22 protein-coding genes are annotated in these 26,043 nt (G+C 66.1%); 14 read left to right on the top strand and 8 right to left on the bottom strand.

Going from position 1 to position 26,043, the window contains the following annotated elements; all coding sequences use genetic code 11:
• Positions 1 to 521 precede the first annotated feature (521 nt).
• Together ACLQ2Q_RS17795 and ACLQ2Q_RS17800 are read right to left on the bottom strand one after the other, a co-directional pair.
• Positions 522 to 995 carry a hypothetical protein gene (locus ACLQ2Q_RS17795; protein WP_425822341.1) on the bottom strand — a complete coding sequence of 158 codons (474 nt, stop codon included), beginning with the start codon at positions 993 to 995 and terminating at the stop codon, positions 522 to 524.
• 672 nt (positions 996 to 1,667) lie between these two features.
• The gene (locus tag ACLQ2Q_RS17800) at positions 1,668 to 2,291 is read right to left on the bottom strand and encodes a hypothetical protein (RefSeq protein WP_425822343.1); all 624 of its coding nucleotides are present in this window, start codon (positions 2,289 to 2,291) and stop codon (positions 1,668 to 1,670) included.
• Positions 2,292 to 2,818: 527 nt separating this feature from the next.
• Here ACLQ2Q_RS17800 and ACLQ2Q_RS17805 point away from each other — a divergent pair.
• The 3 genes from ACLQ2Q_RS17805 to ACLQ2Q_RS17815 all read left to right on the top strand — a co-directional run bounded on the left by ACLQ2Q_RS17805 (position 2,819) and on the right by ACLQ2Q_RS17815 (position 6,065).
• Complete coding sequence (locus ACLQ2Q_RS17805) at positions 2,819 to 3,367, top strand: hypothetical protein (protein WP_425822345.1); 549 nt, start codon at positions 2,819 to 2,821, stop codon at positions 3,365 to 3,367.
• A gap of 263 nt (positions 3,368 to 3,630) precedes the next feature.
• Complete coding sequence (locus ACLQ2Q_RS17810; protein WP_425822347.1) at positions 3,631 to 5,424, top strand: ATP-binding protein; 1,794 nt, start codon at positions 3,631 to 3,633, stop codon at positions 5,422 to 5,424.
• Entirely contained in the window at positions 5,421 to 6,065 is a 645-nt protein-coding gene (locus ACLQ2Q_RS17815) for a response regulator transcription factor (RefSeq protein WP_425822349.1), read from the top strand. Before ACLQ2Q_RS17810 ends, ACLQ2Q_RS17815 begins: the two co-directional genes overlap by 4 nt.
• A 299-nt stretch (positions 6,066 to 6,364) precedes the next feature.
• On the opposite strand, the gene ACLQ2Q_RS17820 is transcribed toward ACLQ2Q_RS17815, so the two are convergent.
• Entirely contained in the window at positions 6,365 to 6,694 is a 330-nt protein-coding gene (locus ACLQ2Q_RS17820; RefSeq protein WP_425822351.1) for a hypothetical protein, read from the bottom strand.
• Between the two features lie 256 nt (positions 6,695 to 6,950).
• Between ACLQ2Q_RS17820 and ACLQ2Q_RS17825 the strand changes: the two genes are divergently transcribed.
• The 3 genes from ACLQ2Q_RS17825 (at position 6,951) to ACLQ2Q_RS17835 (ending at position 8,330) form a co-directional block, all read left to right on the top strand.
• Positions 6,951 to 7,301 carry an ATP-dependent DNA ligase gene (locus tag ACLQ2Q_RS17825; protein WP_425822353.1) on the top strand — a complete coding sequence of 117 codons (351 nt, stop codon included), beginning with the start codon at positions 6,951 to 6,953 and terminating at the stop codon, positions 7,299 to 7,301.
• The gene (locus ACLQ2Q_RS17830; protein WP_425822355.1) at positions 7,288 to 7,497 is read left to right on the top strand and encodes a hypothetical protein; all 210 of its coding nucleotides are present in this window, start codon (positions 7,288 to 7,290) and stop codon (positions 7,495 to 7,497) included. The genes ACLQ2Q_RS17825 and ACLQ2Q_RS17830 overlap by 14 nt, the downstream gene beginning before the upstream one ends.
• Before the next feature lie 620 nt (positions 7,498 to 8,117).
• On the top strand, positions 8,118 to 8,330 hold the full coding sequence (locus ACLQ2Q_RS17835; protein ID WP_425822357.1) for a three-helix bundle dimerization domain-containing protein: 213 nt from the start codon (positions 8,118 to 8,120) through the stop codon (positions 8,328 to 8,330).
• A 1,896-nt stretch (positions 8,331 to 10,226) separates the two neighbouring features.
• Here ACLQ2Q_RS17835 and ACLQ2Q_RS17840 read toward each other — a convergent pair.
• Complete coding sequence (locus ACLQ2Q_RS17840; protein WP_425822359.1) at positions 10,227 to 10,883, bottom strand: GntR family transcriptional regulator; 657 nt, start codon at positions 10,881 to 10,883, stop codon at positions 10,227 to 10,229.
• Positions 10,884 to 10,969: 86 nt separating this feature from the next.
• Complete coding sequence (locus ACLQ2Q_RS17845) at positions 10,970 to 12,310, bottom strand: MFS transporter (RefSeq protein WP_425822361.1); 1,341 nt, start codon at positions 12,308 to 12,310, stop codon at positions 10,970 to 10,972.
• A gap of 169 nt (positions 12,311 to 12,479) precedes the next feature.
• Here ACLQ2Q_RS17845 and ACLQ2Q_RS17850 point away from each other — a divergent pair, with 169 nt between their 5' ends.
• From ACLQ2Q_RS17850 to ppsA, 6 genes are all read left to right on the top strand, one after another.
• Complete coding sequence (locus ACLQ2Q_RS17850; RefSeq protein ID WP_425822878.1) at positions 12,480 to 13,253, top strand: SDR family NAD(P)-dependent oxidoreductase; 774 nt, start codon at positions 12,480 to 12,482, stop codon at positions 13,251 to 13,253.
• Between the two features lie 49 nt (positions 13,254 to 13,302).
• Positions 13,303 to 14,199, top strand: a complete 897-nt coding sequence (locus ACLQ2Q_RS17855; RefSeq protein WP_425822363.1) for a transketolase — start codon at positions 13,303 to 13,305, stop codon at positions 14,197 to 14,199.
• Positions 14,196 to 15,188, top strand: coding sequence for a transketolase family protein (locus ACLQ2Q_RS17860; RefSeq protein WP_425822365.1), 993 nt, complete (start codon positions 14,196 to 14,198; stop codon positions 15,186 to 15,188). The genes ACLQ2Q_RS17855 and ACLQ2Q_RS17860 overlap by 4 nt, the downstream gene beginning before the upstream one ends.
• Positions 15,189 to 15,206: 18 nt before the next feature.
• Positions 15,207 to 16,052 carry a sugar phosphate isomerase/epimerase family protein gene (locus ACLQ2Q_RS17865; protein ID WP_425822367.1) on the top strand — a complete coding sequence of 282 codons (846 nt, stop codon included), beginning with the start codon at positions 15,207 to 15,209 and terminating at the stop codon, positions 16,050 to 16,052.
• 132 nt (positions 16,053 to 16,184) lie between these two features.
• Complete coding sequence (locus tag ACLQ2Q_RS17870) at positions 16,185 to 16,997, top strand: pyruvate, water dikinase regulatory protein (protein WP_425822369.1); 813 nt, start codon at positions 16,185 to 16,187, stop codon at positions 16,995 to 16,997.
• A gap of 53 nt (positions 16,998 to 17,050) precedes the next feature.
• A complete protein-coding gene (ppsA, locus tag ACLQ2Q_RS17875) occupies positions 17,051 to 19,444 on the top strand; it encodes a phosphoenolpyruvate synthase (protein WP_425822371.1) in 2,394 nt (797 codons plus the stop codon).
• Between the two features lie 128 nt (positions 19,445 to 19,572).
• Here the strand turns inward: ppsA and ACLQ2Q_RS17880 are convergent, their stop codons facing one another.
• Positions 19,573 to 19,701, bottom strand: coding sequence for a hypothetical protein (locus tag ACLQ2Q_RS17880; protein WP_425822373.1), 129 nt, complete (start codon positions 19,699 to 19,701; stop codon positions 19,573 to 19,575).
• Between the two features lie 25 nt (positions 19,702 to 19,726).
• Entirely contained in the window at positions 19,727 to 21,970 is a 2,244-nt protein-coding gene (locus tag ACLQ2Q_RS17885; protein WP_425822375.1) for an alpha/beta hydrolase-fold protein, read from the bottom strand.
• A 282-nt stretch (positions 21,971 to 22,252) separates the two neighbouring features.
• On the opposite strand from ACLQ2Q_RS17885, the gene ACLQ2Q_RS17890 reads away from it, so the two are divergent.
• Together ACLQ2Q_RS17890 and ACLQ2Q_RS17895 are read left to right on the top strand one after the other, a co-directional pair.
• The gene (locus ACLQ2Q_RS17890) at positions 22,253 to 22,753 is read left to right on the top strand and encodes a hypothetical protein (RefSeq protein ID WP_425822377.1); all 501 of its coding nucleotides are present in this window, start codon (positions 22,253 to 22,255) and stop codon (positions 22,751 to 22,753) included.
• Positions 22,754 to 23,225: 472 nt separating this feature from the next.
• Positions 23,226 to 24,365, top strand: coding sequence for a toll/interleukin-1 receptor domain-containing protein (locus ACLQ2Q_RS17895; protein WP_425822379.1), 1,140 nt, complete (start codon positions 23,226 to 23,228; stop codon positions 24,363 to 24,365).
• Between the two features lie 417 nt (positions 24,366 to 24,782).
• Here the strand turns inward: ACLQ2Q_RS17895 and ACLQ2Q_RS17900 are convergent, their stop codons facing one another.
• Entirely contained in the window at positions 24,783 to 26,018 is a 1,236-nt protein-coding gene (locus tag ACLQ2Q_RS17900) for a hypothetical protein (protein WP_425822381.1), read from the bottom strand.
• Positions 26,019 to 26,043 lie beyond the last annotated feature (25 nt).

Below are 26,043 nucleotides of genomic sequence, written 5' to 3' on the forward strand. Positions count from 1 at the left end.
CACGTCGCGCACGTGGTCGCCGAGATCAACAACCGGCCGCGGAAAGGACTCGACTACGACACCCCCGCCCGACGCCTCCGCGCCGAAGGTCGCGCACAGGCAACCACCCTCAGATAGCCTGTAAACACTTGATCTGTTGCGTCGATCCTCAGAATCCGCCGGACCATCATCGGGCATGCGCGAGTGCGGGTCTTGCGGGCATCATGGCTCCGCGGAACGTCGCGGGTCACGTTCGCGGGCAACGAGGATCACCGGCACGCCACTGAAGCACCGGCTTGCGGGCGGTTAGGTCAGAGAATCGCAGCCTCTGCCCACCGTTCGAAATCCTTTCGGACGTTGGGCGCAGTAGTGAACCTTATCGTGTAACGACGGCGAGCATCTCTTCACCGGGCAGCGGCCGTTCAGAGATCCGCTTCCCCCAATAGCGTCGGTACCCGCGACAGCGCTTCTGAGCGGATCCCGGACCTACGACGAGCTGCGAATCGTTCGGCAGAGAATTGCTGACTGTTGAGAGGGCCGCATTAGCGGGCTCGACGAGCGTAGGTTGGCCGCGCCTTAATCTCGGCCATCTCCTTTCGGTAGTCGGTGTAGCCGTTGTCAATAATCAGAACCAGTGCCGCTGCTCCGAAGATGGTGCCGACGAAGCTGCTGGTGGCCTCTACCGCGATACTGGGGTCGATTTCTGCAGTTGCGCCGAAGCGAGTTTCCGTTACGGCGAGCACTACCAGGGTTGCCGCGAACAACAACCATGCGACGGCTACTGTACGCATGCCAGCGGTGGCGGCGTCGAACCGCTCGTCCGGGATGGTGCGTCGGGCGAGCCTTGTGGCCATTAGCAGACCGAGTACAGCGGCGAGCGCGCCTAGACCTGTCGGTACTAGCAGAGCACCATCGAAGGGCGGCGAGAGGGCGGCAGCGACGAGGAGGTACAGGCTGAGTGCGGTCGCCACACCGTAGGCCGTGAGCCACCGCTTCTGGTAGGTGGAGATTCGCACGTCTAACCTCGGGGCAGCCGCGGATGCCGGGGTAAGCGGGGCAGGATCGGCGCCGCCTGCTCTCCCGCCGGTTGATGGGGGAGCCGTGGGGGCGGAGGCCGACTCGGTCAGTCCGGCGGAATGCGTGTCTGCCCGGTCGTTGGCCTCCACCTCATTGGAGGAGATAGGGGTCGAAGTGGTGGTCGTGCTCGGATCGAGCACCGACGGCGATCGCCAGAAGTCCCAATCACTGGGCGCGGGTCCCCACGTGGGATCGGGTTGCCAACCGGGAGTCGGTCGCCATCCCGGTGGAGGCGGTGGCCAATTGGGCGGGACCTGGAAGTGGGGGGCAGTCATGAGAGCGCCTCGCTGACTCGTCGAGTGATTCGTTGGTCGCGGGGCGCGCCTTGCAACGTGTTGAAGGCGCTCATAGCGATGCAGAACGGCACGGTTTTGTCCGAAGGCTCGAACCGGCCGCGTGGTAGCGGCCCGTAAGCCCGGTTAGCGGGTTTCATATCACGCTCCTAGTCAGATGTCATGTTGATGGTGGGAACGATGTTGCGCTGGCATCACGATTGATGACTTGTCCGACGTACGGCCCTGGCGTATACGCCGAGCCGGGACTGAATAGCATCGTGGTCGGTGGACTGGACGCGGGCAGCGGCAAACAGCGGCCGAGAGTCTTCGGGTCGGCTAGGGCAACCGAGTGAGCGGCCACCCTGTGTTCGCATGTGAACGACCGGCCTCGTCCGAGCAGTAGTCGAGGAACCCCACCCACGGCCACATACCCACCCGCACTCGGGTCACAGTTCCCTCCAGGTCTGTATCGAAAGCCATGAGCCGCGAATCCTCGGTCGGTTCCGCCCCTGGTCGCGAGAAATCGTCAACCAGAATCATCGGTCCTCCCGTCTGAGACGGATACTCGTATTCCTCGATGATGTCCTCGCCGTACGCGTCGAAAACCTCGTCATATGTGCTTCCTGCCCCGATGCCCTCAGCCGTCCGCAGTTCCGGATCCTCGATGATGAACGCCATCGTCGCTGTATACGAATCCGACACCGTTGCCAGGCCGGCGTCCGCTGCAATGTTCAGCCAGCAGTCCTCGGTCTGACTTTTGGGACTGAATGTCACGCGCAAATAGCTTTCGACATCGTCGGTGGATAGCGCACCGCCTACCTCGAGAGGACCGATGCCGCGCTGCGTGATGACATCGCCGTCGGGCGGCGGGACGATGCCGCAACCCGACACGCCGCCGGCGAAGGAGAGCGCCACCGCAAGCAGGGCTGGAGGTGTTGTCCGACGAATTGACTTTGTCATGGGAACTTCTTTCTGAGGAGTGCAAGCCTTCGACGCGGTCGGTGTGACCGGCGCACCCGGTGGGCACGGAAGGACCGCGGAAGGCATTCGACTGCTCCGGCCGAAATGAACCGGGCTCGTTGAGCATCTAGTAGGACGATCCCGGGACGACAGGGCGCGTAATCCCGTTTGGGTGGGAATACCAGCGTCCCGTGGTATCGGGGGGAAGATCAACGGCCTCTTGCCGTCCGCCGCGGAGGAGTCTGTCACCTACCGCGGAACCGGCCATGCAGTGCTCACAAGTGCGTGTTGCCGGCCGTCCCTCGATCGGCCACTGATCTTCCCGTGGGGTCGGGAGTTTCGCCCCAGGCCTCCCGGGAAGGTCGTGGCGCACGCTGTTGTGATCCGGCTACCCGGCCGACGCAGTCAAAGGAGATCCCATGTCCGAATTCCCGTCCGCGGTTTCCACTCCGTCCACTTCACGCCAGGTTCCGTCATCGAGCCGGACGGGCCGAGCACTCGACGCCTTCGCGAGGATACCCCTCCCCGTGGTCGCCGCCATGCTGGTTCTAGGAGCATTTCTTTCTGGGCTCCATTTGGTCATCATCGAGGCGATCCACAATTCCGGCGCAGCCGAGCCGCCGCAGTGGGTCGGCTATCTCACCGTGAAACAGGCGAGCATTCTCATTCCTACGGGCCTGATCATGCTGTGGTCGCGACGTCGGGCGGTTCAGCGGCGGCTGGGGGCGGTGGGGGCCGCGATGCTCTTGGTCCTGCCCGTCGTGCACGTGATCCTCACGGTGTCCTCGATCGCATGGGGCGGGATCTTGGGGCGCGGGGACATGTCCTACCCATTCATGTATCTGGAGTTGCTTTCGCTCATCTCGTACGCCGGCGTCCTAGTCAGTGGTCTTGCATGGATTATTGACCGTGACACGCCGCGCCTCATTGGCCCGCTCATCATCACCGGGTTCGTGCTGCACTTCTTCGTTCCGTGGGGAATGCTCATCGGATACGGCGCTCTGGCGATCGTCCTCCTGCGCAGCGGGGCGGTGCGAAAGACCCGTGCAATCCGCAGCACCTCCTCGGTATCGTGAGTCACCTGAGGAGGTGAATGGTGACGCCTGCAGCCGTCGGGAGCGCGACCGCGGGGCCCGGTCGACGTTCCCTGGCCGCCGTGGTGATCGCCGGGTGCGGGATCACCATGGCCGCCGTCGGCCTGGTTCTCGAGATGGGTCTGCTCGCCAGCCGTGGAGCCGCAGATTTCCAGTGGTCGCTGATCCAGATCGGATCATTCGCTGTCGCCGCGACGATCTCGGGCGGGGTTCTTCTGCGGCATGCGGCAGCTCGGGCGGTCGGGGTGGTTCTCCTGGTCGGTGGCCTCAGCGGAGCGGCCAGCATCCTGCTGGGAGCACTCGGGAATCTCGCCCTCGTTGGTGGGTCAGCATCGGCGGTTGCGTTGCTATTGGCCTCGGTGTTCCTCTGGCCGTTCTTCGTAGTGGTCCCGCTCGCCCTCCTGCCGCTGGTCTTCCCATCTGGCCTGCTACCGGGATGGCTGTGGCGGTTGTTCGCGGCGCTCACCGGAGTGGCCGTTCTGACCCTGGCCGTCGCGACAGTCACGGACGACACCATCCCGGTAGGGCAAGGGGCGCCGGCCCTGGCCAACCCATTCGCGAAGCCTGAGCTCTCGCTCCTGCTGGAGAACACCGGGCGGCTGCTCGCAGTCATCTGCTTTCTGGCGGGACTCTCGGCTCTGATTGTTCGCTTTGTTCGCGGGTCCCGACTCATCCGTCAACAGCTCGCCCTAATAGGAGTGGCCGTCAGCCTCATGCTGGCGGCGATGACCCTGGGACCGCTGCTTCCCAACGAGCTGTTCCAGACCATCATGATCATCGCCCCGCTGTTGATCTTCGGATCGATCGCCGTGGCGGTGCTGCGCTACGAGCTTTATGACATCCACGTGGTGGTACACCGTGTAGCCCTGTACTCGGCGTTGACGGTGTCGCTCACCGCACTGTTCCAGATCATCTACGCAAGCGTGCTCGCGCTCGCGTCGCAGCTTCCGTTCACGCTCAACCCGTGGACCGCCGGCGCGCTCGGCGCGGCAGTCGTCGTCCTGTGCGCCGAACCCGTGCGGCGACGGCTGCAAGGCCTGCTCGAGCGCCGATTCCTCGGCGAGCGGAGCCGCCCCCTCGTCGCGATGGCCAAGCTCCGCGATTCGATGCTCGAGCTTGATGACGGCGCGATCACCGATGCCATCACCAAGACAATCGCCGATGCGGTCCGCTCACCGCGAGTGGACATCACGCTCTTCGGTATCGATGGCCGCGAACCGAGCCCGGGCAACCCGGAGTCACAGGGGGATCCGCTCGTCGTTCCTCTCCTCCACCTTCAGGAACGAATCGGCGAACTGCGCATTGACAGGCGAAGCCCACGCGAGGAGTACGGACCCCGCGACCGCGAGCTCCTCTCCCAACTTGCCGACCAGGCCGCGGCCATCCTGTACGGTGTACGCCGCGACCAAGAATTGGCAACCGCGCGCCGCGAAGCGATCACCACCGCCGCGGAGGAGCGGGCGCAGCTGGGTCGCGACCTGCACGACGGACTCGGCCCCCTACTGGCCGGCGCTGCGCTAACCACCGAAGCCCTCCGACGAGGCCTGGAGCCGGGTTCACAAGACGAACTGGACGCAGCCAGGCTCGCCGAACGCCTGCGCGTCGCCGCCGGCGAGATACGACGGGTCGCTCATGACCTGCAACCCGCCGCGCTTCCAGGCGGGAACCTGCCGATCGCCCTCACCGACTACATCGACTCCCTAGCCGGTGCGGACGTTCCACAGATCGAATTGCAAGTTGACACTGAGGCTCTCCCGGAGGCGGTCGAGCAAACCGCGTACTTCTGCGTCCTCGAGGCAGTCAACAACACCATCCGTCACGCCAAAGCATCCAGCGCCCGGGTCGTCGTTCACGAAAAGGAACAGGTACTCGCTGTAGAGGTAACGGACGACGGCGTCGGCATGACCACTCCCTACGTAAGCGGTGTTGGGCTGACCTCGATGCGACAAAGGGTGCAGGCATTGGGCGGCACCTTCTCCGTCTCTACGCCCTCGACAGGCGGAACAACACTGACCGCGCGTATCCCGGTACCGACATGACACCCATCAGAGTGGTCATCGTCGATGACCATGCCGTATTCCGGGAGGGTCTTCGCGCCCTACTCGCCCGCGTGAACGAAATCGACGTCGTCGGAGAAGCGGCGACGACAGGCGACGCGATCTCGCAGGTCGCCGAAACCCATCCGGACGTCGTACTCATGGACTTGCACATTCCCGGCGAAGGCGGCATCCACGCCACGTCCGTCGTCGTCGGCGGACTCGCACCTCCTGCGGTGCTCGTGCTGACGATGAACGCAGATGACTCCCACGTGCGGCGAGCCATCGCCGCCGGCGCTCGCGGCTATCTCCTCAAGGACGCGCAGCCCGATGCCATCGTGCGCGCCATCATCTCGCTGCACGAGGGGCAGCTTGTATTTGACGCAGGAATCGCAGAACAGATCCTGCAGCCAGGCCACACCCAATCCACCGCGCGGCCCTTCCCGACCCTGACCGCCCGCGAGTACGAAGTCCTAGAACGCCTCTCCCTCGGCCTGCGTAACGAAGCCATCGCCGCTCGCCTGGGCATCAGCACCAAGACCGTCCAAAACACCGTCTCCGCGATCTTCATCAAACTCCGCGCACGCGACCGCGGACACGCCATAGCAATCGCACGCGATGCAGGCGTCGGGAGCACCGGCTGAAATGCGGCAACGAATCTCCGACCGGCTCGCACGCCGGAAGGCCGCGGTCAGCACGCGAGTCATCGGCCCGAGTATCGCCGAACGGTTCATCACCGCGGTCCCAACCCACAAGGATGCGGCGCTCAGATCAGCCCTGAGAACCAACGCGGATCTGCCGCGGCGAGGGACCCCCAGGGCGACGATTGTCGACGAGCCGGGCCGCCGCCCGCAGAGGGATCGTCCTAGGCACCGCTTTGGCTAGCGCGCTCCCGCCCGAATGCGCGCTTTATGTGCATGAGGAAGGGTGTGGCGGACGGGGCTCAGAGGTCTTCTGCCCAGGGGATGCGCTCGGGTGGCTCTGCGTCAGTGTGAATGAGCGGTCTGAGCCTCTGAGTCTTCACCCGCAGGTCGTCGACGGTGTCGGTGTCCTCGAGTTCGCCGAACTCGGTGGTGGTCCTGGTGGCGACGATCTGGCTGGCCGGACCGACCAGCAGAATGGCTGTGCCGCGTGAGCCGTCGAGCTCCTGGATGGGGATCTCGATCGTCTCAGCCAAACCGGACTCCCCGAGGGCCTCGCTGTAGTGCAGCACCGCGAGGGCGATCGCATCGCCGGTGAGTACTTCCGTGTTTGCGTAGAAGATTCTCATCACACGGCCTGTGTACATCGCGCCGCCGCGCCCAGGCACACCCTTTGCATCTGACCACCTCATGCGTTACGGGAGCTTGTCGCGGCGGGACTTCCAAACCCCATCGATAGCGGTCGTTGGTTGGAAGGAAGCCCGGTTGACTTTTCGGTCCTGCTGACCTGGGAATGAGCGCATACTAAGGACACTGGCCGTTTCTTCGGGTGGCACGCTCGGCACCGACCGAGAGCCCATCGACGCAGCCCTCTGGAGAGGCGCGATCATGGGCAAGTTCATTTACGACGGGCTGGTGAAGGTCGATCTTGAGGATCGTCTGCTGGCTCACCTGCAGCTGGTGATCGGAGCGAAGATCCGCCGTGGCGAATCGTTCCACTTCACGTGGAAAGACGACGACAGCATCGGCAACGGCAGGACCACCGTGTGGGTGCACCCGCGGGTCTCCATCGTGTACAAGTTCTACGGCAGCAAGGCGCCTAACATCAACAAAGCCTGGGTGGACGTGCTGATGTTCACCGCGAACTCACCCACCGGGCTCTACGCCGTGCCCGAACCTCCCGAGCACGGCAACGGCACGCCCACGGGAACCATCGGGAAGGTTCATGAAACGCATTGACCTTCACTACGGCGGCGAGCTGTGCAGCGTCCGAAAGCGTGAACTCGCAGACCTGCAGACCGAGATCAACCTGCTCATGGACACCGGTGGATGGCTCGTCGTCAACGACGGCGAAGGCATCCGACGGGACTCGCACCGATGGATCACACCAGGAGTGCCACTCGCCGTGATACCCATCCCCGACCCACTGCCATAAATTCCAGAGACCCCCTTCTGTCCCGGATCGCCGGCGCACAGGCTGTGCTGCGGGACCATTGCGGATGCGCCCGAGGCTACTTCCTGCCGAAAGACGCCAATTCACCCGGCCCAGCAGCTTGCGCGCCCGCGGCCCGACGAACACCGCCCGTGCCCGCAACAGGATCCCCATCTCCCATAGCCTGGTTCCAACATGCGTCGACCGGGACATACCCGCGACCAATTCTGCTTCGGCACGGCCACGATGGTAGCGCCCACTGGGTTCGTGTACGGGCGTCTCGGGTTGATGCGGAACCGGGGGCCAGGGTGGTCCCTCCGGTTGCCGCGGTTGCGTGGTGGGGTATAAATTTGACGCTCAGTCGCCCCAGACCCCGGCGCCGCCACCGAGGAACCGTTGCGAATGCGCGGGCTGGGAGTCTTATGGCCGGACGGGGACAGATCCCCACTCATGATCATCTCCGCACCCGGATCGCCCGCGCCACGCGGACCCATCCGCGTGCTCCGCCGACGCCGCGATTCACGGACCCGCTGGCGCACGTTCCAGCGCATCACGCCAGGCCAACGAACCGCGGCCGCACCGCCCTCCTCTGAACCGACAGCTCCCGAAAGGACGACAGGACCATGAGCTCCCCCGATCAGGACAAGCGTCTCGCCGCCATCATCGAGCGCCTCGAGAAGCAGTTCCCCGAACTTCCACCGCCCGAGGTCGAGGCCGTGACCCGCGAAGCACATGACGCCTTCAACGATCACCCGACCACAAACTATGTGCCCGGGCTGATCGAACGTCAAGCCAAGGAGCGCCTCCTCGGGCGTTCGGCCCAGGCAGCTCCATGACATAAGACCCCCGCGACCACCCCTCCCGGGTGGAGACGGCCCCAGCGCTCCCCGGGAGGGGGTTCCCCCCGCAGATCAGTCCGAACCAACGACTCACCTTTCTCGGCGAGACGGGGATGCGGGTGCGCATCGCGCAAGCCGGTGCGACTCACGGTGCTGACGGGCATCAGCGGTCGGCCCGTAGGGCGACGCCGATCGCAGATGGATATCTCGAATCCCCGAGGAGGACTCCCGAGGGGAGAAGGCCTGGGCCCGAGCGGGCCGGCGGAGTCCTCGCCCACCCGCGGCAACGTCTGAAGAGCCACGTTCACCTCGGCGCTCATGTGCGCATGTGCCACGAGATCTCCTCTTCTGCAGCGGTAGACCACGTTCGGTCACGGGTGATCGGCTGCACGATTGCCGCCGCGCGTGAAATCACATCCGGTCCGTCGCGCGGAACACCAGAGGCTATCCTGATGCCAGACCCGCCGCCGCGTCGGTGCCAGTTCCCCAGGCTGTGCACGTCACCGCGTACCTGAAGCGGCGGGGCGGCCAGCGGGTTCAGGTTCCTCCCGAGAACCATGGACTCTCATCAGCCCACGGCTCGGGAGGAACCGTCCCTCGAAGAGATGCGCTCGGGGTTCGAGTGAACCCGAGCGCATCGGTCAAAAGGCGTGACCGGCGACTGATCCCCAGCAGCCTCAACCGACCCACCCGACTGCGATCGACAATACGCCGCAGCTCGAAGCGGGTCTAGACGTCGCCGCCACACTCTAACCACAGGCAGCGATGGAACCACACGCCTCCGGAGGCACACCCACGTCGACGCGGCATACTCCTGGACGCACGGCGAACACAGCCGAGGGATAGTCGCTGACTCAATTAGTCGAGGCGATCGAAGCGATTGAAGAGGTAGAGTCGGCGTCCGGCCCGATGATCGCAAGCGGATCCTGAGCGGGCGTATCCATCCCGTCACCCGCACGTCGACCGCGTCGCGGCGCGGGCGTAGGATGCCGCCACGCCTGCAACCAGCACGATGCTCGTGCGCAGGGTGGCGCAAGTAAGGAGGCCACCGCTGCGTCTCGATTGCGTCCGATTGACTGACTTCGAGAATCGCTGAACGTCGTCGAACGTGATCGCGAACCGCATCGAATCAACGTGAACGACTATGACGGAACCTGGACGCTCACACTCAAACGGGGTTCAAATCCCTCCGTCTCCGCCACAAGGTTCGCGCTCGAACGTAGTGGTCGAGGTCAAGCAGACCTCGAGAAGCCGCGCGCCGCCCTACAGCCAGCGAGGGGCAAGCGGAAGTTGGACACCACGCGCCCCGACAAGGCTGCTGGACGGCGAGGATGATCGCCTGCACCGACGTGTCCAGTGCTGGCGTCCCATCAGCCACGACAGAGCGGTGAGAAAGAACGTGAGAAAGAATGAGAGACAATCGCGGTAGACGAGAGCAGAGTCTGAACGCTCGGTCCCGCGGAAAGTCGCGGTTTCGAGACCGAATGCAGTCCAGCGCAGGCGTGGAGACCTCGGCGAGTATGGGTTCAAATCCCACCGTCACCGCCATGAAAACCCCCTTTCGCCGGGGGTTTTTTGGTCTGTCGGGCGGCGTAAGCAAGAATCGAGAAAGAACCGCGGCGGAACCGGCCCAACTAGTGCTCTGCGGCGACTTTCGCATCGACGACCGTCGAACCGATCTCGGGCCGCGCGGGTCCCGGCATATCAGAGGCCCGAGGCCACAACCCGCAGGTGTAGCGCTTCAAAATCCTCTGCAAAGTGTCCTCTTTGAGACGATTGACGCAGGGCATCGCACGGAGCCGCCGTGGTGTGAACGGCTTCCCCACGGTCGCCAACCACTGCTGTGGTCAGTCTCGGAGATCGAACGTGACGCCCGCGCAACAGCGCCGGTGGTCAGGAGACGAGCGTCTCCGTGGCGAGCGCCATGTGCTCTTCTACGGTCGCCGCGGCGTGATCCGGATCGCCGGTGGCGATGGCGTCGACAATCTCGAGGTGCCGAGGCACGTCCATGTTTCGGACGGCGCGATCGATCCCGGAGCGGGTGATCGACATGAGGATGGATCCCTCGAGGGCCGACCACGCCCGCAGCAGCGTCTCATTGCCGGTGAGCAGGCACATGGTGCGGTGAAAATCCAAGTCGGCGCGCATCCGGGCGTCGAGCGACTCGCTCTCCGCAGCGCGCATGCGATTCGCGGAGGCGGTAAGGAGTTGGACGGCGTGGTCGCGCTCGACGCTCTCGGAGAGGGTCCGAGCGGCCAAGGCCTCGAGCGCGGCTCGTACCCTGAACAGATCGCGGAGTTCGTCGTCGTCCATGAGCCGGACGAGGAGCCGGCCGCGAGATCCTTCGGTGAGCAGGCCCTCGATCTGCAGGGTGCGCATCGCCTCGCGCAGGGTGCCGCGGCTGATCCCGAGACGCTGGGACATCTCGATTTCTGACACGTGCGAGCCGGGGGGCAGTTCACCCGTCGTAATCGCCCGGCGGAGGGCCTCGATGGCCTGCATCCGCAGTGTGTTCCGTTGCAGGCCGAGGATCGCAGAACCGTCGGACATGATTCACCTCCCTCGGCCGAGTCTGTGTCGAGTCTACGAGGGCGGTGCATCGAGCGTGGGGCACCGCCCTCGTGACCGCCTTGCGGTCAGTTCACGGGCTCGAGTTGGCGCGCTTCGAGAGACGCCTTCTTGGCGTACTCCCGCTGGGCCTTCGTCCACGTCTCCGGGGTTACCATCGCGGAGATGAAGCCGATGAGCGAGTACAGGGCGAACAGCGCGGCGGGGCCCACCCAGCCGTACGCGCCGTACAGCAGCGTCGTGATGAACGGCGTGAAGCCGGAGACCATTGCGGAAATCTGATAGGCCAGGGATGCGCCGGAGGTGCGCGTGTTGGCGTTGAAGAGTTCCGGGAACCATGCCCCCTGCGCGCCGGCGAGGGCGTTCTGGAAGACGGCGTAGGAGAGCACGATGACCACGATGACCATGGGGTAGACCGCCGTGTTGACTCCTATGAACATCAGGAATCCCCAGAACACGCCCATGGCGGTGACGATGAGGTAAAGGGGCCGTCGCCCGATCTTGTCCGTGAGCCGGGCCCAGCTCCACGTGGCGATGATGCCGATTCCCGCGGCGATGCAGAGGGCAGTGAGCGTCTGCCAGCTTTCGGTGATCTTGTTCGTGTTGAGGTACGAGATCAGGTAAGTGATCGAGATCGCGTAGCCTGCGGTCTCCGCGACACGCAGTCCGATGCCGCGCAGGATGTTGCCCCAGTCGTTCTTGATGACCTCGACGAGCGGTGCCTTGAGGATTTTGCCTTCCGCCTTCACGTCCTCGAAGACGGGGGATTCGGGGACCTTGGCGCGGATGATGAGTCCGACGATGACGAGCAGGATGCTGGCCAGGAAGGGCACGCGCCACGCCCAGTCGCCGGGGAGGTGCACGCTGACGAGGAAGACCAGGTTGGCGAGCAGCAGTCCGACGGGGAAGCCGGCCTGCACGATCCCGGTGAAGCCGCCCTTGAAGCGCCACGGGGCGTGCTCGTAGGTCATGAGGATCGCACCACCCCACTCGGCTCCGAAGGCGAGGCCCTGGATGATGCGGACGATGACCAGGAGGATCGGTGCGACGATCCCGACCATCGCGTAGGTGGGGAGAAGCCCGATCGCGAAGGTTGCGAGGCCCATCAGGATCAGCGAGGCGACCAAGACGGGCTTGCGGCCCACGCGGTCCCCGAGGTGTCCGCCGATGATGCCGCCGATGGGGCGGGCCGCGAACCCGACGCCGAGCGTCGCGAATGACAGCAGCGTGCCGGTCACCGGATCGGAGCCGGGGAAGAACGCCGTGCCGAAATACAGGGCCGCGGCCGTGCCGAACCCGATGAAGTCGTAGGTCTCGATGACCGCCCCTACGCCCGAGCCGACCGCTACGCGCTTGCGTTCTGGTGTGCCGTTGACGACACCACGCATCGTGATGGCTGCTTCGCTCATCTCTCTGCCTTTCTCACGTCATTGTGTCCGACTCGCGGCGCGAGCGGTGGACCCAGTATGTGAGAACAGACCGCTGTTGTCAACAATCAAACAGTCGACTATTGAACTGTCGGCAATCCCGTCGTACTATCGAGTGTGCCGCCGCAACGGAGCGGCTGAAAGCAGGAGACTGATGACATCCACACGCACCGCCGTCCTCACCGGCGCAGCAGCCGAACGAGGCATCGGCCAAGCCACCGCCCGGGCTTACGCGAAGGCCGGCTGGGCCGTCGCCATCCTCGACCTCGACGGTGAGCTCGCCGCCCGCGTCGCCGCCGACATCGCCTCCGAGCACGGAGTGCCGGTTTACGGCGGAGCTGTCGATGTCGCGAACGAGGCATCGGTGTCGGCTGCCCAGCAGGAGATATCGGCGCGAGTGGCCGATGGCACGCTCCCACCCGTGGGCGCCCTGGCGAACATCGCCGGCATCACCTCACCCGTACCGTTCCTCGAGACGACGCTCGACCTGTGGAACAAGGTTCTGGCAGTCAACGCCACCGGCACCTATCTCGTCACCAAGGCGTTCCTCCCCGACATGATCGAGCGCGGCTTCGGACGCATCATCAACATGTCATCCGTGTCCGCCCAGCGCGGTGGCGGAGTCTTCGGCAAGGTGCCCTATTCCGCCGCGAAGGCCGCCATCCTCGGCTTCACCAAGGCTCTGGCTCGCGAACTGGGATCGAGCGGCGTCACCGTGAACGCGGTCACCCCTGGTGCCGTCGACACCAACATCCGCGTCGGATCCACGCCCGAGCAGGAGGCCGCGATCGTCCGCGACATCCCCCTCGGACGCCAGGCGACTCCCGACGACGTCGCCGCGGTCTTCGTCTTCCTCTCCAGCGACGAGGCCGGCTACCTGCAGGGAACGACGATCGACATCAACGGCGGCAGCCACCTGCACTGATCCCGGCCCCCGCCGCCCACACCTGGTATCGAACGAAGGAGTTTCATCCATGACTACAGCCACGACCACCGTCGAGCTCGGCACGCGGGTCAGCCGTGTGCGCGAAGCCGCGCAGCGCATCCGCCTCAACGCCCTCGCGATGGGGGAGGTGCAGGGCCAGGGCTATGTCGGCCAGGCCCTCGGCGCGGCCGACATGCTCGCCGCCGTCTACGCCGACCAGCTCCGGTTCCGCCCGGACGACCCGCACTGGGAAGACCGCGACCGCTTCCTGCTCTCCACCGGCCACTACGCGATCGGGCTCTACGCGGCGCTCGCCGAGGCCGGCATCATCCCGCTCGAAGAGCTCGACACCTACGGGTCGGACGATTCGCGCCTTCCCATGTCGGGAATGGCCAGCTACACACCAGGCATGGAGATCTCCGGGGGATCCCTCGGTCATGGACTCACCGTCGCGGTCGGGATGGCTCTCGGCCTCCGCCACCTGGGCAGCTCGTCGCGGGTCATCAACTTCCTCTCCGACGGAGAGCTGAACGAGGGCTCGACGTGGGAGGCGGCCATGGGCGCGGCATCCCACCGGCTCGGCAACCTGGTGGCGCTCGTGGACATGAACGCGCTTCAGGCCGACGGCCCCACCGCCGGAGTCCTGCGCATCGAACCGGCCGAGGAGAAATGGACGGCGTTCGGCTGGCACACCCAGCGCGTCGACGGCAACGACCCCGAAGCGCTTCTCCGGGCCTTCGACATCATCGGCGACAGCGACCCGGACGGCGCCCCCCACGTCCTCGTGTGCGACACGAAGGTCGGCCGCGGCGTCTCGCTCCTCGAGGCCCGGGAGAAGTCGCACTTCATGCGCATCGACGAAGACGAATGGGCGATCTGCCGCGAGCAGCTGATCGCGGGATACGAAACGGATGCCGCGGCCGCGGCGGAAGGAGCAGCATCATGAGCAGCACCACCAAGCCGAAGCTCAAGACCTCGGCGATGATCGCCTCCTTCGCCGACCCCGGCCAGAAGACGGCCTCCGCGCCTTTCGGTCACGCGCTCGCCGCCCTCGCCGAGACCGATCCGCGGGTGGTCGGCCTTTCGGCGGACCTCGCGAAGTACACCGACATGCACATCTTCCGCGACGCCCACCCCGACCGGTTCTTCCAGATGGGGATGGCGGAACAGCTGCTGTTCGGCGCCGCCGCGGGCATGGCGGAGGTCGGCCTTGTGCCGTTCGCATCGACCTACTCGGTCTTCGCCGCCCGTCGGGCGTACGACTTCATCTGCCTCGACATCGCCGAGCCGCGCCTCAACGTCAACATCGTGGGCGGTCTTCCGGGGCTCACCACCGGTTATGGCCCGAGCCACCAGGCGACGGAGGACGTCGCCATCTTCCGCGGCATCCCCGGCCTCACAATCGTCGACCCCTGCGACTCGGTCGACCTCGAGCAGGCGGTGCCGCAGCTTGCCGCTGATCCCGGCCCCACGTACCTGCGTCTGCTGCGCGGCCATGTGCCGACGGTCCTCGACGAGTACGACTACTCCTTCGAGCTGGGCAAGGCGAAGGTGATCCGCCCCGGAGCGGACGTCGTGTTCGTCTCCAGCGGGCTGATGACGATGCGCGCGCTGCAGGCGGCGGAGGCGCTTGCCGCGCACAAAGTGGATGTCGCGGTGGTGCACACCCCGACGCTCAAGCCGTTCGACGAGGACACCGTCCTGCGCGAGATCGACACGCCCCGCCTCGCGGTGACGCTCGAGAACCACACGGTGATCGGGGGCCTCTTCGAGACGGTCGCCTCGGCCATCGTGCGCCGAGGGCTCGGGCGACGCGTCATTCCGATCGCGCTGCCGGACCGGTTCCTCGACGCCGGCGCGCTCCCCACGCTGCATGAACGGTACGGCCTCGCGGTCGAATCCATCGTGGGTTCCGTCCTCCGCGAGCTCGGCTGAGCGGCAGGCGGGGTCGCTGTGAACGACCAGACCCGGTCCCGGTACTCCGTCTCGACGGTGTGCCTGCGGCAGTACGATCTCGTGCGGGCACTGGATGTCGCGCGGTCGCTCGGATTCGACAGCGTCGACCTCGTCGGCCTCCGCGGGCTGTGTGAGCACGTGCCGGTGAACGGCACAACGAGCGAAATGAGAGCGGCGGCGCGCACCTTCGCGGCATCCGGTCTTCGCGCGGTAAGCGTCAACGCCGACCCCGGTTCGTTCGACGGTTTCGATGACCCCGTCGACGTGATGCGGCGTGTAAAGCGGCTCATCGACTTCGCCGCCGAAGCGGGGGCGCCGATCCTCGTGCTCCCGGCGGGTGAGAAGTCGGAGCAGCGCACGACCGACCCGCAGATCGCCCGGATGGCCGACGCCCTCAACGAGGCGGGGGCAAAGGCGGCACGCAACGGCGTGCGACTGGCGGTCGAAGCGCCGTACTTCGGACGACCGATCGATCGCCTCGCACGTGCGGCCGCCCTGATGGATGCCCTGGTTCCGAGCGTCCAATTGGCCTTCGACGTGTCGCACATCGAGGCCGCCGACGAATCCGTCGCGCACGCGTGGCAGCTCCTCGCCGCGCGCGTGGCGATCGTGCACCTGCGCGACGCGGTCAGCGGCGACATCCGCAGGGTCATCGGTCAGGGGCGCGTCGATTTCCCGGCGGTGTTCGATGCCATGCGATCGACGGGCTATGTCGGCGACACCGTCTTGGAGCTGGAGACCCGGAACAGCCCCTACGCGACCAAGGAAGAGGAGGTGCTGGCGGCCGTCGAGTACCTCGATGCTGCCTGCACTGCAGCCTCCCGTACCCGATCTTACCGTTGACGAAAGAACGTCATTTCTTGATAGCCAATTTGGCCGCAGGAAGCGATGAACCTTCCGTATCGTGAGAGCCAAGCCCACCCCGAAGGAGTCGTCATCGACGCTGCAGTCCACGCCGAGCGAGGTGATAGGGGAGTGCCTGCGGGACGAGGGGCGTACTTCGTCTCGGACAGCACCGGCATCACTGCCGAGACTCTGGGCAGCGCGCTGCTCGCCAACTTTCCGGGTGTCGCATTCCAGCGGCACACGATCCCCTTCGTGGACAGCGCCGCAGGAGCGCGGAACCTGGTCGCCGACATCGAGCGCGCCGCGGACGGCGGAGCACGGCCGCTGATCTTCGCGACCGTCAAGTCGGCGGAGATCCTCAGCGCCCTGGGCGCATCGGGCGCCGTCGTCATCGACCTGCTGGGCGGGCACCTCACCGAACTGGAAGAGGCGCTGGGAACGACGGCGTCGGAGCAACTCGGACAGTTCCACGGTGTCGGGGACATCGAGCGGTACTTCGCACGGATGCGCGCGGTCGAGTACGCGATCGAGCACGACGACGGTCAGAGCGGGCGCGCACTGGACATCGCCGATGTCATCATCATCGCCCCGTCCCGGTGCGGCAAGACCCCCACAACGATGTACCTCGCCCTGCAGTACGGACTGCTGGTCGCCAACTATCCGCTCACCGACGACGACTTCCCCTCCGACGGCCTGCCGAAGACGGTGGCCCCGTACGTCCAGAAGTGCTTCGGACTCACGACCACCCCGCTCCGGTTGAGCCAGGTGCGGCACGAGCGGCGGCCGAGCTCCACCTACTCGAGCCTCGCCCAGTGCACGCTCGAGCTGCGCCGCGCCGAAGATCTGTACCGCCGCAACCGCGTGCCGTTCCTCAACTCCTCGACGAAGTCCGTCGAGGAGATGTCGGCCGTGATCATGCAGTCCATGCGGCTGCGCACCTGAACTTCTCCTCCTCCATCGCCTCGCGCGCCCACCCACACAGATCGGGACACGAAATGACGAACAACATCCTCTGGTTCACCGAGATCGGAATGCACGACGTCGGTCAGGTCGGCGGCAAGAACGCCTCGCTCGGCGAGATGGTGAGCAACCTGTCCGGCGCGGGAGTCAGTGTGCCGGGCGGGTTCGCCACCACGGCCGACGCGTACCGCGAGTTCCTCGCCGCCGACGGCCTGTACGAGCGCATCCGCTCGACCGTCGAGGCGCTGGACGTCTCCGACGTGGCAGAGCTCTCGCGGGTCGGCGCGAACGTCCGCGAGTGGATCGAGCAGCAGCCGCTGCCGGCGCAGTTCGACGCCGACATCCGTGCGGCGTACGCCGCTCTGGTCGCCGGCGATCCCGAGCCGGAGTCGGTCTCGTGGGCGGTGCGCTCCAGCGCCACGGCGGAGGACCTTCCTCATGCGTCGTTCGCAGGTCAGCAGGAGACGTTCCTGAACATCAGCGGCATCGACAACGTCCTCGCCGCCATTCGGAGCGTGTTCGCGTCGCTCTACAACGACCGGGCCATCGCGTACCGCGTGCACCACGGCTTCGATCACCACGACGTGGCCCTTTCCGCCGGCATCCAACGGATGGTGCGCTCGGATGTCGGGGCCTCCGGTGTGCTGTTCACCGTCGACACGGAGTCCGGCTTCGACCGCGCGGTGTTCATCACCAGCTCGTACGGGCTCGGTGAGGCCGTCGTGCAGGGCGCCGTGAACCCCGACGAGTTCTACGCGTACAAGCCCGCCCTCCGAGAGGGGCGGCCGGCGATCCTGAAGCGGTCGGTGGGGGAGAAGGCGATCCAGATGGTCTACGCCGACGGCACGCACGCCGGGGGAAGCACCGTCTTCACCGACGTGCCGGTGGCGGATCGCGCGCAATTCAGCATCACCGATGCGGAGGTGGAGGAGCTGGGCCGGCAGGCGCTGGTGATCGAGGACCACTACGGGCGGCCCATGGACATCGAGTGGGGCAAGGACGGCATCGACGGCAAGCTGTACATCCTGCAGGCGCGGCCGGAGACCGTGGTCTCCCGCGTCGACGGCAACCTGACGCGACGCTTCGTGCTCGAGGAGTCCGGCACGGTGATCACCATAGGACGGGCGATCGGGCAGAAGATCGGCGCCGGACCGGTGCGGGTGATGACCTCCCTGGCGCAGATGGAGACCTTCCGGGCGGGCGACGTGCTGGTCGCCGACATGACCGACCCGGACTGGGAGCCGATCATGAAACTCGCCTCCGCGATCGTCACGAACCGAGGCGGGCGCACCTGCCACGCGGCGATCATCGCGCGGGAACTCGGCATCCCGGCCGTCGTCGGCACGGGGGATGCGACGCACGTACTCCAGGACGGCCGGGAGGTCACCGTCTCCTGCGCCGAGGGCGACAACGGATTCGTCTACGAAGGCATCCTCCCCTTCGAGGAGGTCATCACCCGCCTGGACCAGATGCCCGAGAGCCCGACGAAGATCATGCTGAACGTCGGGACCCCCGACCAGGCGTTCGCGTTCTCGAAGCTCCCCAACAAGGGCGTGGGCCTGGCCCGCCTCGAGTTCGTGATCAACCGCCAGATCGGCATCCACCCCCGCGCCCTGCTCGAGCACGACAGCCTTCCCGCCGAGCTGCACGACGAGATCGCCCAGCGAATCGCCGCCTACCCGTCGCCGCGCGACTATTTCGTGCGGCGCGTGGCAGAGGGCATCTCGATGATCGGGGCCGCTTTCGCCCCAGAACCGGTGATCGTGCGCCTGTCGGATTTCAAGTCGAACGAGTACGCGAACCTGATCGGCGGCGAGCTGTACGAGCCGCACGAGGAGAACCCGATGCTCGGCTACCGCGGGGCATCCCGATACATCTCACCGGATTTCCGTGCGTGCTTCGACATGGAGTGCGAGGCACTTCGCTTCGTCCGCGACGAGATGGGCCTCACCAACGTCGAGATCATGGTCCCGTTCGTCCGCACTGTCGCAGAGGCCCGTGCGGTGATCGAGCTGCTCGCGGAGAACGGCCTCCGCCGGGGCGAGAACGGGTTGCGTGTCATCATGATGTGCGAGCTGCCATCCAACGCGGTGCTCGCCGATGAGTTCCTGGAGTACTTCGACGGGTTCTCGATCGGCTCGAACGACATGACCCAGCTCACGCTGGGCCTGGACCGCGACTCCGGGCTCGTCGCCGCGACGTTCGACGAGCGCGATCCCGCCGTGCTCAAGATGCTGTCGATGGCGATCGAGGGCTGCCGCCGCGCCGGCAAGTACGTCGGCATCTGCGGCCAGGGTCCCAGCGATCACCCCGACCTCGCCGAATGGCTCGTCGCCCAGGGCATCGAGTCGATGTCGCTCAACCCCGACACGGTCGTGGAGACCTGGCTGCGGCTGGCGAAGGCAGAGCCGCAGCTGGCACGGGTCTAGCTCCTGCCTCCAGAGCCTTGCCTCTTTGACGTGTATGCCGAGTCGCCGCGGAGTCTCGATCACCTCGCCGATCCGCAGCAGGAGGCTTGCCGTGGTGTCGGAGCCCCTCGGCGGGCCCCGCGGTCAGCTCAGCCGCCGCGATCCGCCTGCTGCGCGGTGCGGGAGTCGGTCACCGCGACCTCCGGCGGTTCGCCGGTCGTCCAGAGCCGGTGACCCGTGAGGGGGAGAACACCGCTCTCACCCTCACGGGTCGTCATCTCGACCGGAATGCCGGCCGAGGCGTCAGCCCTGGAACAGGCGCGGCAGCAGGTCGATCAGTGCCTTCTGCCACACGTCCCAGCTGTGCGGGCCGGGGATGATCGGAGCGAACTCGTGCTCGACACCCCGGTGCGTCATGCTGCTGATCAGGCTCAGCGTCGCTCCATAGGTGAAGTCCTGGACGTCACCCGAATAGACCCGCAGCAGCTTGGTCCCGTCGTTGATCGCCGCCACGTCCGCGTTTGCGGGAACGCTGCCGAACGCGGACATCGCGCCGATGTAGGCGAACTCGCCCGGGTGCGCCCACAGCGTGCTGAGGGTGTGACCCGAGCCCATGGACAGACCGGCGAGCGCCCGGTCCTCGCCTTCGCTGCTCACGTTGTACTGCGCCTCGGCGGTCACGGTGATGCGCTGCGTGATCTCGTCGGGGAAGTTCACGCCGTTGCCGTTCGCCATCACGACCACCATGGGAACGATGTTTCCCTTGGCGTAGTGGTTGTCAAGGATCTGGGCGGCGAAGCCGACCTCGATCCAGTCCGTCCAGGTCTGTCCGCCGCCGTGCTGGAGGTAGAAGACCGGGTAGGCCTCGGCGCGATCGGGGTCGTAGTCCGGGGGCGTCCACACGTAGGCGGAGCGAGTCGGGTTGCCGGTCGCACTGCTCGTGTAGTCCATGACCTCGACGTCACCGCGAGCCTCGGGTGCGACCGGCGTCGTGTACTCGCCACGGAGCGTCTCGTCGCCGGGCACCTGGAACGTGCTCCAGTTGGGCTCGGAGAGCACGGTCGTCGGGTTGGCCTGATCCTTTCGGTCGACACCTTCGACGACGAACTTGTAGTAGTACGAACCCGCCTCCACCGGCATCGTCAGACGCCAGCGCCCGTCGTCCTGCTTGGTCATGGGCGTGCGCGGCCAGCTTCCAGCAGGACCGAAGTTGCCCCACACCGTGACGTTGTTCGCGTTGGCGAATTCGGTGCCGGTCTCGAAGGTCACCACGCCGTTCTCGTCGATCCAGGGCGTCGGCGTGGTGCCGGCAGCCGGGAGCGAGTGCGGCTCGAGCGGAAGATGGCCCTCACTCGGTCCAGTCTCGCCCGAAGCCTGGAACACGCGCTGTACGAAGTCGTGCAGGCTCTTCTGCCAGGTGTCCCACGTGCCGCCGGTGTCGGGGTCGGCGCCGTCCGACTGGAACTCGACGCCGGCTGCGGTGAGCTTGTCGGCGAGGTTCACCGTCGAGTTGTAGCTGGGGTCGGTGACGTTGCCGACGTACAGACGGATGAGGTCGGTCGCGTCGTTGATCTGCTTCGCCTTGCCTTTGCTGATCTTGCCACTGCCGTTGCCGAGGTCACCCTCAAGGTCTCCCGAGAACGAGCCGACGTTCGAGAACTCTTTCGTGGCGTCGACCAGGAGGTTCAGGGCCTGCTCGGCCCCACGCCCGATACCGGCGACGGCGCGGTCTTCGCTGTCGCTGGAGACGTTGAACGCGTCCTCGGCGGCCGGAAGCAGGTTCTTGACCACCTCGCCGCGGATGTCATCGACCGCGCCGTCAGCCATCACGACGACCATCGGCTCGGCGTTCCCGTCGAGGGTCAGATTGTCGAGGATCTGCTGCAGTCGGCCGAGCTCAGCCCACTCGCGATAGCTCTGGCCCTCGTCCTGCAGGAGATAGAGCACTGGGTACGGCTCGGCGCGGTTCTCGTCATAGCCCGGCGGCGTCCAGACCAGCGCCGATCGCGCGGTCCGCGTGACGGAGCTGTCGTAGGTGAGCGTCTCGAGGATGCCGCCGCCCTCCGCGTCGGCGAGCCACTCGGCGCCCGGACCATCGACGAACAGCGTGTTCCATGTGGGCTTCGAGGTCACTTCCTGCGGACTGGCGGGGTTGCGGAACGGGATCGCGTCCTGGTTCCACGCCGGACGAGCCGAGTACTGGTAGTAGTAAAGGCCCGGCTCGAGGGGTCCGAGCGTGGTCGTCCAGTTTCCTCCGCCAGAACCCATGTTGAGCGTCGTCCAGGTCTTGCCGGGTGCGAAGTTCCCCTCGACCGCCACGACCGATCCCGTGATACCGGTCGCGGGCTGGACCGCCGCGTTGGGCACAGTGAACCGGTAGACGTCCGGGACGGCGTTGTCGATCTCGGCGACCCACGGGTCCTCGGCGGCTGCGGCCGGCTGCGCCGCGAGGAGTGTGGACACTCCCAGCGCGGCCGCAGTGGCCATCGCCACCAACACACGACGGGAGCGCTTCTCGGCGCCCCGCCCTTGATCTGTCCACATCATCTTCGATTTCCTCTCGTGTACCTCCCGCACGGCGTCATGCGTGAGAGCTGCGCGCCGGAGGGACGAAACTCCGGCGGAGCGGCGGACGAAGCTCCGTCTTGGCGGATTACAACGTCGTAAATGCCGTCCAGCCCATCGTCGCCTCTCAGGCGAGTGGAGGTCAAGAGTAAATTCCAACGTTGTATAAAAGGTGCCGCTCTTGAGCCCGTGCCGGATGCTCGCGGCCCGCGCGCCAAGATGGATCCTCTTGCGGCCGCCCTGCGGTCTGACAAGAGTGGATGAATGGCCGTTGTCCGCGTTCTTTCCTTCCTGCTGGTATTCCTCGTCGGCGCGGCGCTGGTCGCTGCGGCGATGTTCGTCGTGGGAGTTCGCACTCGCAATCCCCGCGCGCTGCGCTTCGCGCGCGCAGTGCAGCGCGATTTTCTGAATCCCGGGACACTGCGGGATGCCGGTAGCACCGGGTCGCCCTGGGCCGTCGTACGCGCGCCCGGGCGGGTCAGCGGCAAGGTCTACGACACACCAGTCGGCGTGCAGCACGTCGGCAACGACCTGTACATCTCGCTTGTCTACGGCGAGGGGACGCAGTGGCTTCGCAACGTCCTCGCCGCGGGCGGTGCGACCGTGATCCACGACGGCAACGCGATCGAAGCGACCGTGCCCGAACTCGTTCCCATCAAGCAGACGCCCGTGGCCGCCGCCGATCGGCTGGCCATCTCGATCTTCGGCATCACGCACGCGCTGCGGCTGCGGGCGACATCATCGGTGCCCATTTCCGCCCGATAGGTTCAGCTGCGCGCTGAGCTCCGGCTCGGGTGAGCCCGTTCGCGAGCGGATCCTCAGGTCACCTCGGCCGCCTTCGCGGACAACCCCGCATCCAACGCCGTGTCCCGGCGCGTCGGCTACGCATATGACGGGGAGACCATCTGATCCCCGCCAAGCAGATCGCGGCGATCACGCTCCAGGCTGGCGAGACGACGTTCGACGACCAGATCGCGTCCGGACCGTCGATCACAGCACACACGATCGAGGCACAACGCGCTCCGTGATGCTGGCGCAGTGAAGATCTCCCGGCCTGGGCGGCCGATCCCCCGGCCGGGACCTGGCCTCCCGATCGGGGAGGACGGTCACCCTCCGGACTGCGTGGCTGGGGTCTACTCTGGTCGTGTCGCGGCCTGCCGGCTCGCAGGGGGTCCGTCTGCCCCGGGGCTGTGACTGCTGGGAGGACTCTAACCGCCCGGCGTACGGAGGCGCTCAAATGAGAGTGTTCGTGTCCTACTCGCGAAAAGACGTGACGGCGCTCGAGTCGCTCACGCGTGGGCTGAAGGCGCTCGGTCATGAGGTCTGGCTCGATCAAGAGTTGAGCGGAGGGCTTGAGTGGTGGGTTGCGATCCTGGAGCGCATCCGTGACGCCGAAGCTTTCGTGGCCGTTGTCTCCAGGTCCTCCCTCGCGTCGGTTGCGTGCTCGCGGGAGCGCGAATATGCGGTTGCTCTAGCCAAGCCGATACTGCCTGTGGCGATTGAGCCCACTCCCATCCACCTGCTGCCACCCGATCTCGCGCAGCGCCAGCTGGTCGACTACATCACCCCCAACGACGATGCGGCGTTCGCACTGCTCCGCGGGATTGCGCGCCTTCCCGCGGCCCCGCCGCTGCCCGTCCCCCCTCCGCTGCCACCGCCCGTTCCAATGACGTACCTCTCCGAGATCAGCCATCAGATATATGCGAATACCCTCAGTCGTGAACAGCAGCTGAGCATCGTCGGACGTCTGCGAGACGCAATGACCAACGCGGAGTACTACGACCCTGCTCGTGAGCTCGTGACGCTGTTCGAGGGGCGCGACGATCTGTATGCCGTGACCGAACGCCAGCTCCGGGAGATCATGGCCTTGCCTCGACCGAGCCTGACCGAGCCCGACCATGGCGGTGACGCTTCCGGGGATCCTTCAGGAGAGGACCAACGTCCGTACACGGTGCCGCGCCGACGCACGGGCTCGAATGTCGGCCTGATCATCACCGTCGTCATGGCCATCGTCGCGATCCTCATCGGTGGACTGAACTCCGCACTGAGCTGGCTCCTGTGGGTCGGGTTCCTGTTGGCAGGCATCTTCCTCATCGTCGCGGTGTTCCGCGGGATGGCCGCGCTCTTCCGATTGACGAGCGGGAGCGATTCGCCTGGCGGCACCGCCGCTTCTGTCGGGGACGAACCACCGCGCACGAGTTCTCGCCGACGCAGCCAGGGCTCCATCAAAAGCCTCGCGCTCATCATGATCATCATCGGAGTCATCTTGGCGTTCATGGTGAACATCGAGGTGGGGTGGGTGAACCTCGCCCTGGTCGGTTACATCCTGATGGCGGCAGGAGCAGTCGTGTTCGTGATCGCGCTCCTGAAGGCGTGACCGCCTTCCTCTTCCGCGACAGATCAGCGGAACGAGGACACGGAGTCCGTTCGGCGGCGGTCGTTCCCAGCTCGGACGTGCTGCCCCCCATAGTCGTGGCGGATCCCCAGACTGACTTACAAGCCACCCATCCCCAGCGGAGAACCAGCGGCAGCATGGGTATCGTTGCCCGCTCGGGGCGAGCGGTGGCGGTGAACCGCCGCTGAAAACCTCAGAGAGCCGGCCGCCGTCGCCTACGCACAGCAATCACCGTGACGACGACGACCGCTGCCACTGGTACAAGCCATCGCCAGGAGTCGTGTCGAGTCCGATGAGTGAGCGCAGAAAAAGAATCCCACATCGAGGTCCCGCTAACGGGTGCATCCGCACACCAGCCGCCGGCCGTGCTGACGAGTTGCACGTGGTTCCCGGAGCCGCTCAGACGAGCGCGATAACGCTCGCCGCCGCGGTGATGACCGCTCCGCCGAGCATCGCCAGCCCGCCGACCCTGACCAGCGTAGGAGCCTGCCGCATGACGAGCGCGAACGCCAGAGCGCTTGCAGAGAGTGCTGCGAGCGCTATGGAGAGGGTGGCGAGATTGACAGCGTTCCCCGCCTGTGCCGCTCGATCCGCCGCGGCGTTCTGCTCCAGGCGCAGCGCCTCGAGTTGCGGGAGTGTCGCGGTAAGCGCCTGCACAAGGGCTTGGTCGACGCCGTCCACGGTTGTCGGCATCCTGGTCATCGGTTCCGTGACTGTTAGCCAGCGATCCGCAGCCTCCGCCTCAGCCTCGCCGAGGCGCGCCTCTGCCTCGTCGCCGAACTCGAGCGCGGTCAGCTGACGCGATAACGCGGCGAAAGAGAGGTGGGTGGACGCGATGGCCTGGTTGGAGGCGAGGCTGGCTTGAAGGTTGCCGGCTGCCAGTCCGGTCGTCGCCGCAACCGCCAGGCGGCTGGCGTCGGCGTCCGCCCGCTGCCCGCCGGCGGACATCCCCAGAGTCACGACGGGCATCAGGGTCAGCAGTATCCACGCGGTGAGGGAGGCGTACGCGAGCCCACGTACCTCTCGTGCCGCGAGCCAAGGCTGGGGCATGAGATCGACTTCCTCAGGTGGAGGAGTCGATCCGGGTGAACGGCCAACCGTGTGTGCCGCCGCTTGAACGAGCACCCAGAGGATCACGATCGGCACGCACAACAACGCCAGGGCTTGAGCGAGCGCGTTCAGCCGGTCGCCCTCCTGAAGGAGGTCTGCCGCGTCCGATTGTTCGGCTTCTCCCTCCCTCTCGGCACCGAGACGGCGGGGAATGTCGTAGCCACCCGTCGGCAGTTCGTATACCTCGCCAATCAACCGGTTGTGTCCCTCGCGGGCGAAGATGGTCTGCTCGACGGTCTCCTGGGCCGCGCGCGCATCAGCGGCCACGCGATCCAGATCTCCGCCGACAGCATCGCGGGGCGCGTCGGCGTCCGCGAGGTAGGTCTCGAGCACCGTGGAGCGATTGCGGTACGCGGCGATGTTGAAGGCATCCGGCGCTTCATCCAGGTAGACGAACCGGACATCCTCGATGGCCGCGGCCGACCACTTGATCTCCTCACGAGTGGCGCCCTCCCACGCGCCGGCAGCAAGGCCCGCGGTCACGGTCGCCGCCCCTAGCAGCACCGCGACAATGATGGACACCACTACCTGTCCGGAGTTGGTCTTTCGG

Source organism: Microbacterium sp. DT81.1 (genome assembly GCF_049844955.1).
Classification (GTDB): domain Bacteria; phylum Actinomycetota; class Actinomycetes; order Actinomycetales; family Microbacteriaceae; genus Microbacterium.

Coding starts and splice junctions, on each gene's coding strand:
- ACLQ2Q_RS17800 (WP_425822343.1), bottom strand. CDS start 2,291: ATGACAAAGTCAATTCGTCGGACAACACCTCCAGCCCTGCTTGCGGTG.
- ACLQ2Q_RS17815 (WP_425822349.1), top strand. CDS start 5,421: ATGACACCCATCAGAGTGGTCATCGTCGATGACCATGCCGTATTCCGG.
- ACLQ2Q_RS17825 (WP_425822353.1), top strand. CDS start 6,951: ATGGGCAAGTTCATTTACGACGGGCTGGTGAAGGTCGATCTTGAGGAT.
- ACLQ2Q_RS17830 (WP_425822355.1), top strand. CDS start 7,288: ATGAAACGCATTGACCTTCACTACGGCGGCGAGCTGTGCAGCGTCCGA.
- ACLQ2Q_RS17835 (WP_425822357.1), top strand. CDS start 8,118: ATGAGCTCCCCCGATCAGGACAAGCGTCTCGCCGCCATCATCGAGCGC.
- ACLQ2Q_RS17840 (WP_425822359.1), bottom strand. CDS start 10,883: ATGTCCGACGGTTCTGCGATCCTCGGCCTGCAACGGAACACACTGCGG.
- ACLQ2Q_RS17845 (WP_425822361.1), bottom strand. CDS start 12,310: ATGAGCGAAGCAGCCATCACGATGCGTGGTGTCGTCAACGGCACACCA.
- ACLQ2Q_RS17855 (WP_425822363.1), top strand. CDS start 13,303: ATGACTACAGCCACGACCACCGTCGAGCTCGGCACGCGGGTCAGCCGT.
- ACLQ2Q_RS17860 (WP_425822365.1), top strand. CDS start 14,196: ATGAGCAGCACCACCAAGCCGAAGCTCAAGACCTCGGCGATGATCGCC.
- ppsA (WP_425822371.1), top strand. CDS start 17,051: ATGACGAACAACATCCTCTGGTTCACCGAGATCGGAATGCACGACGTC.
- ACLQ2Q_RS17880 (WP_425822373.1), bottom strand. CDS start 19,701: ATGACGACCCGTGAGGGTGAGAGCGGTGTTCTCCCCCTCACGGGTCAC.
- ACLQ2Q_RS17885 (WP_425822375.1), bottom strand. CDS start 21,970: ATGATGTGGACAGATCAAGGGCGGGGCGCCGAGAAGCGCTCCCGTCGT.
- ACLQ2Q_RS17890 (WP_425822377.1), top strand. CDS start 22,253: ATGGCCGTTGTCCGCGTTCTTTCCTTCCTGCTGGTATTCCTCGTCGGC.
- ACLQ2Q_RS17895 (WP_425822379.1), top strand. CDS start 23,226: ATGAGAGTGTTCGTGTCCTACTCGCGAAAAGACGTGACGGCGCTCGAG.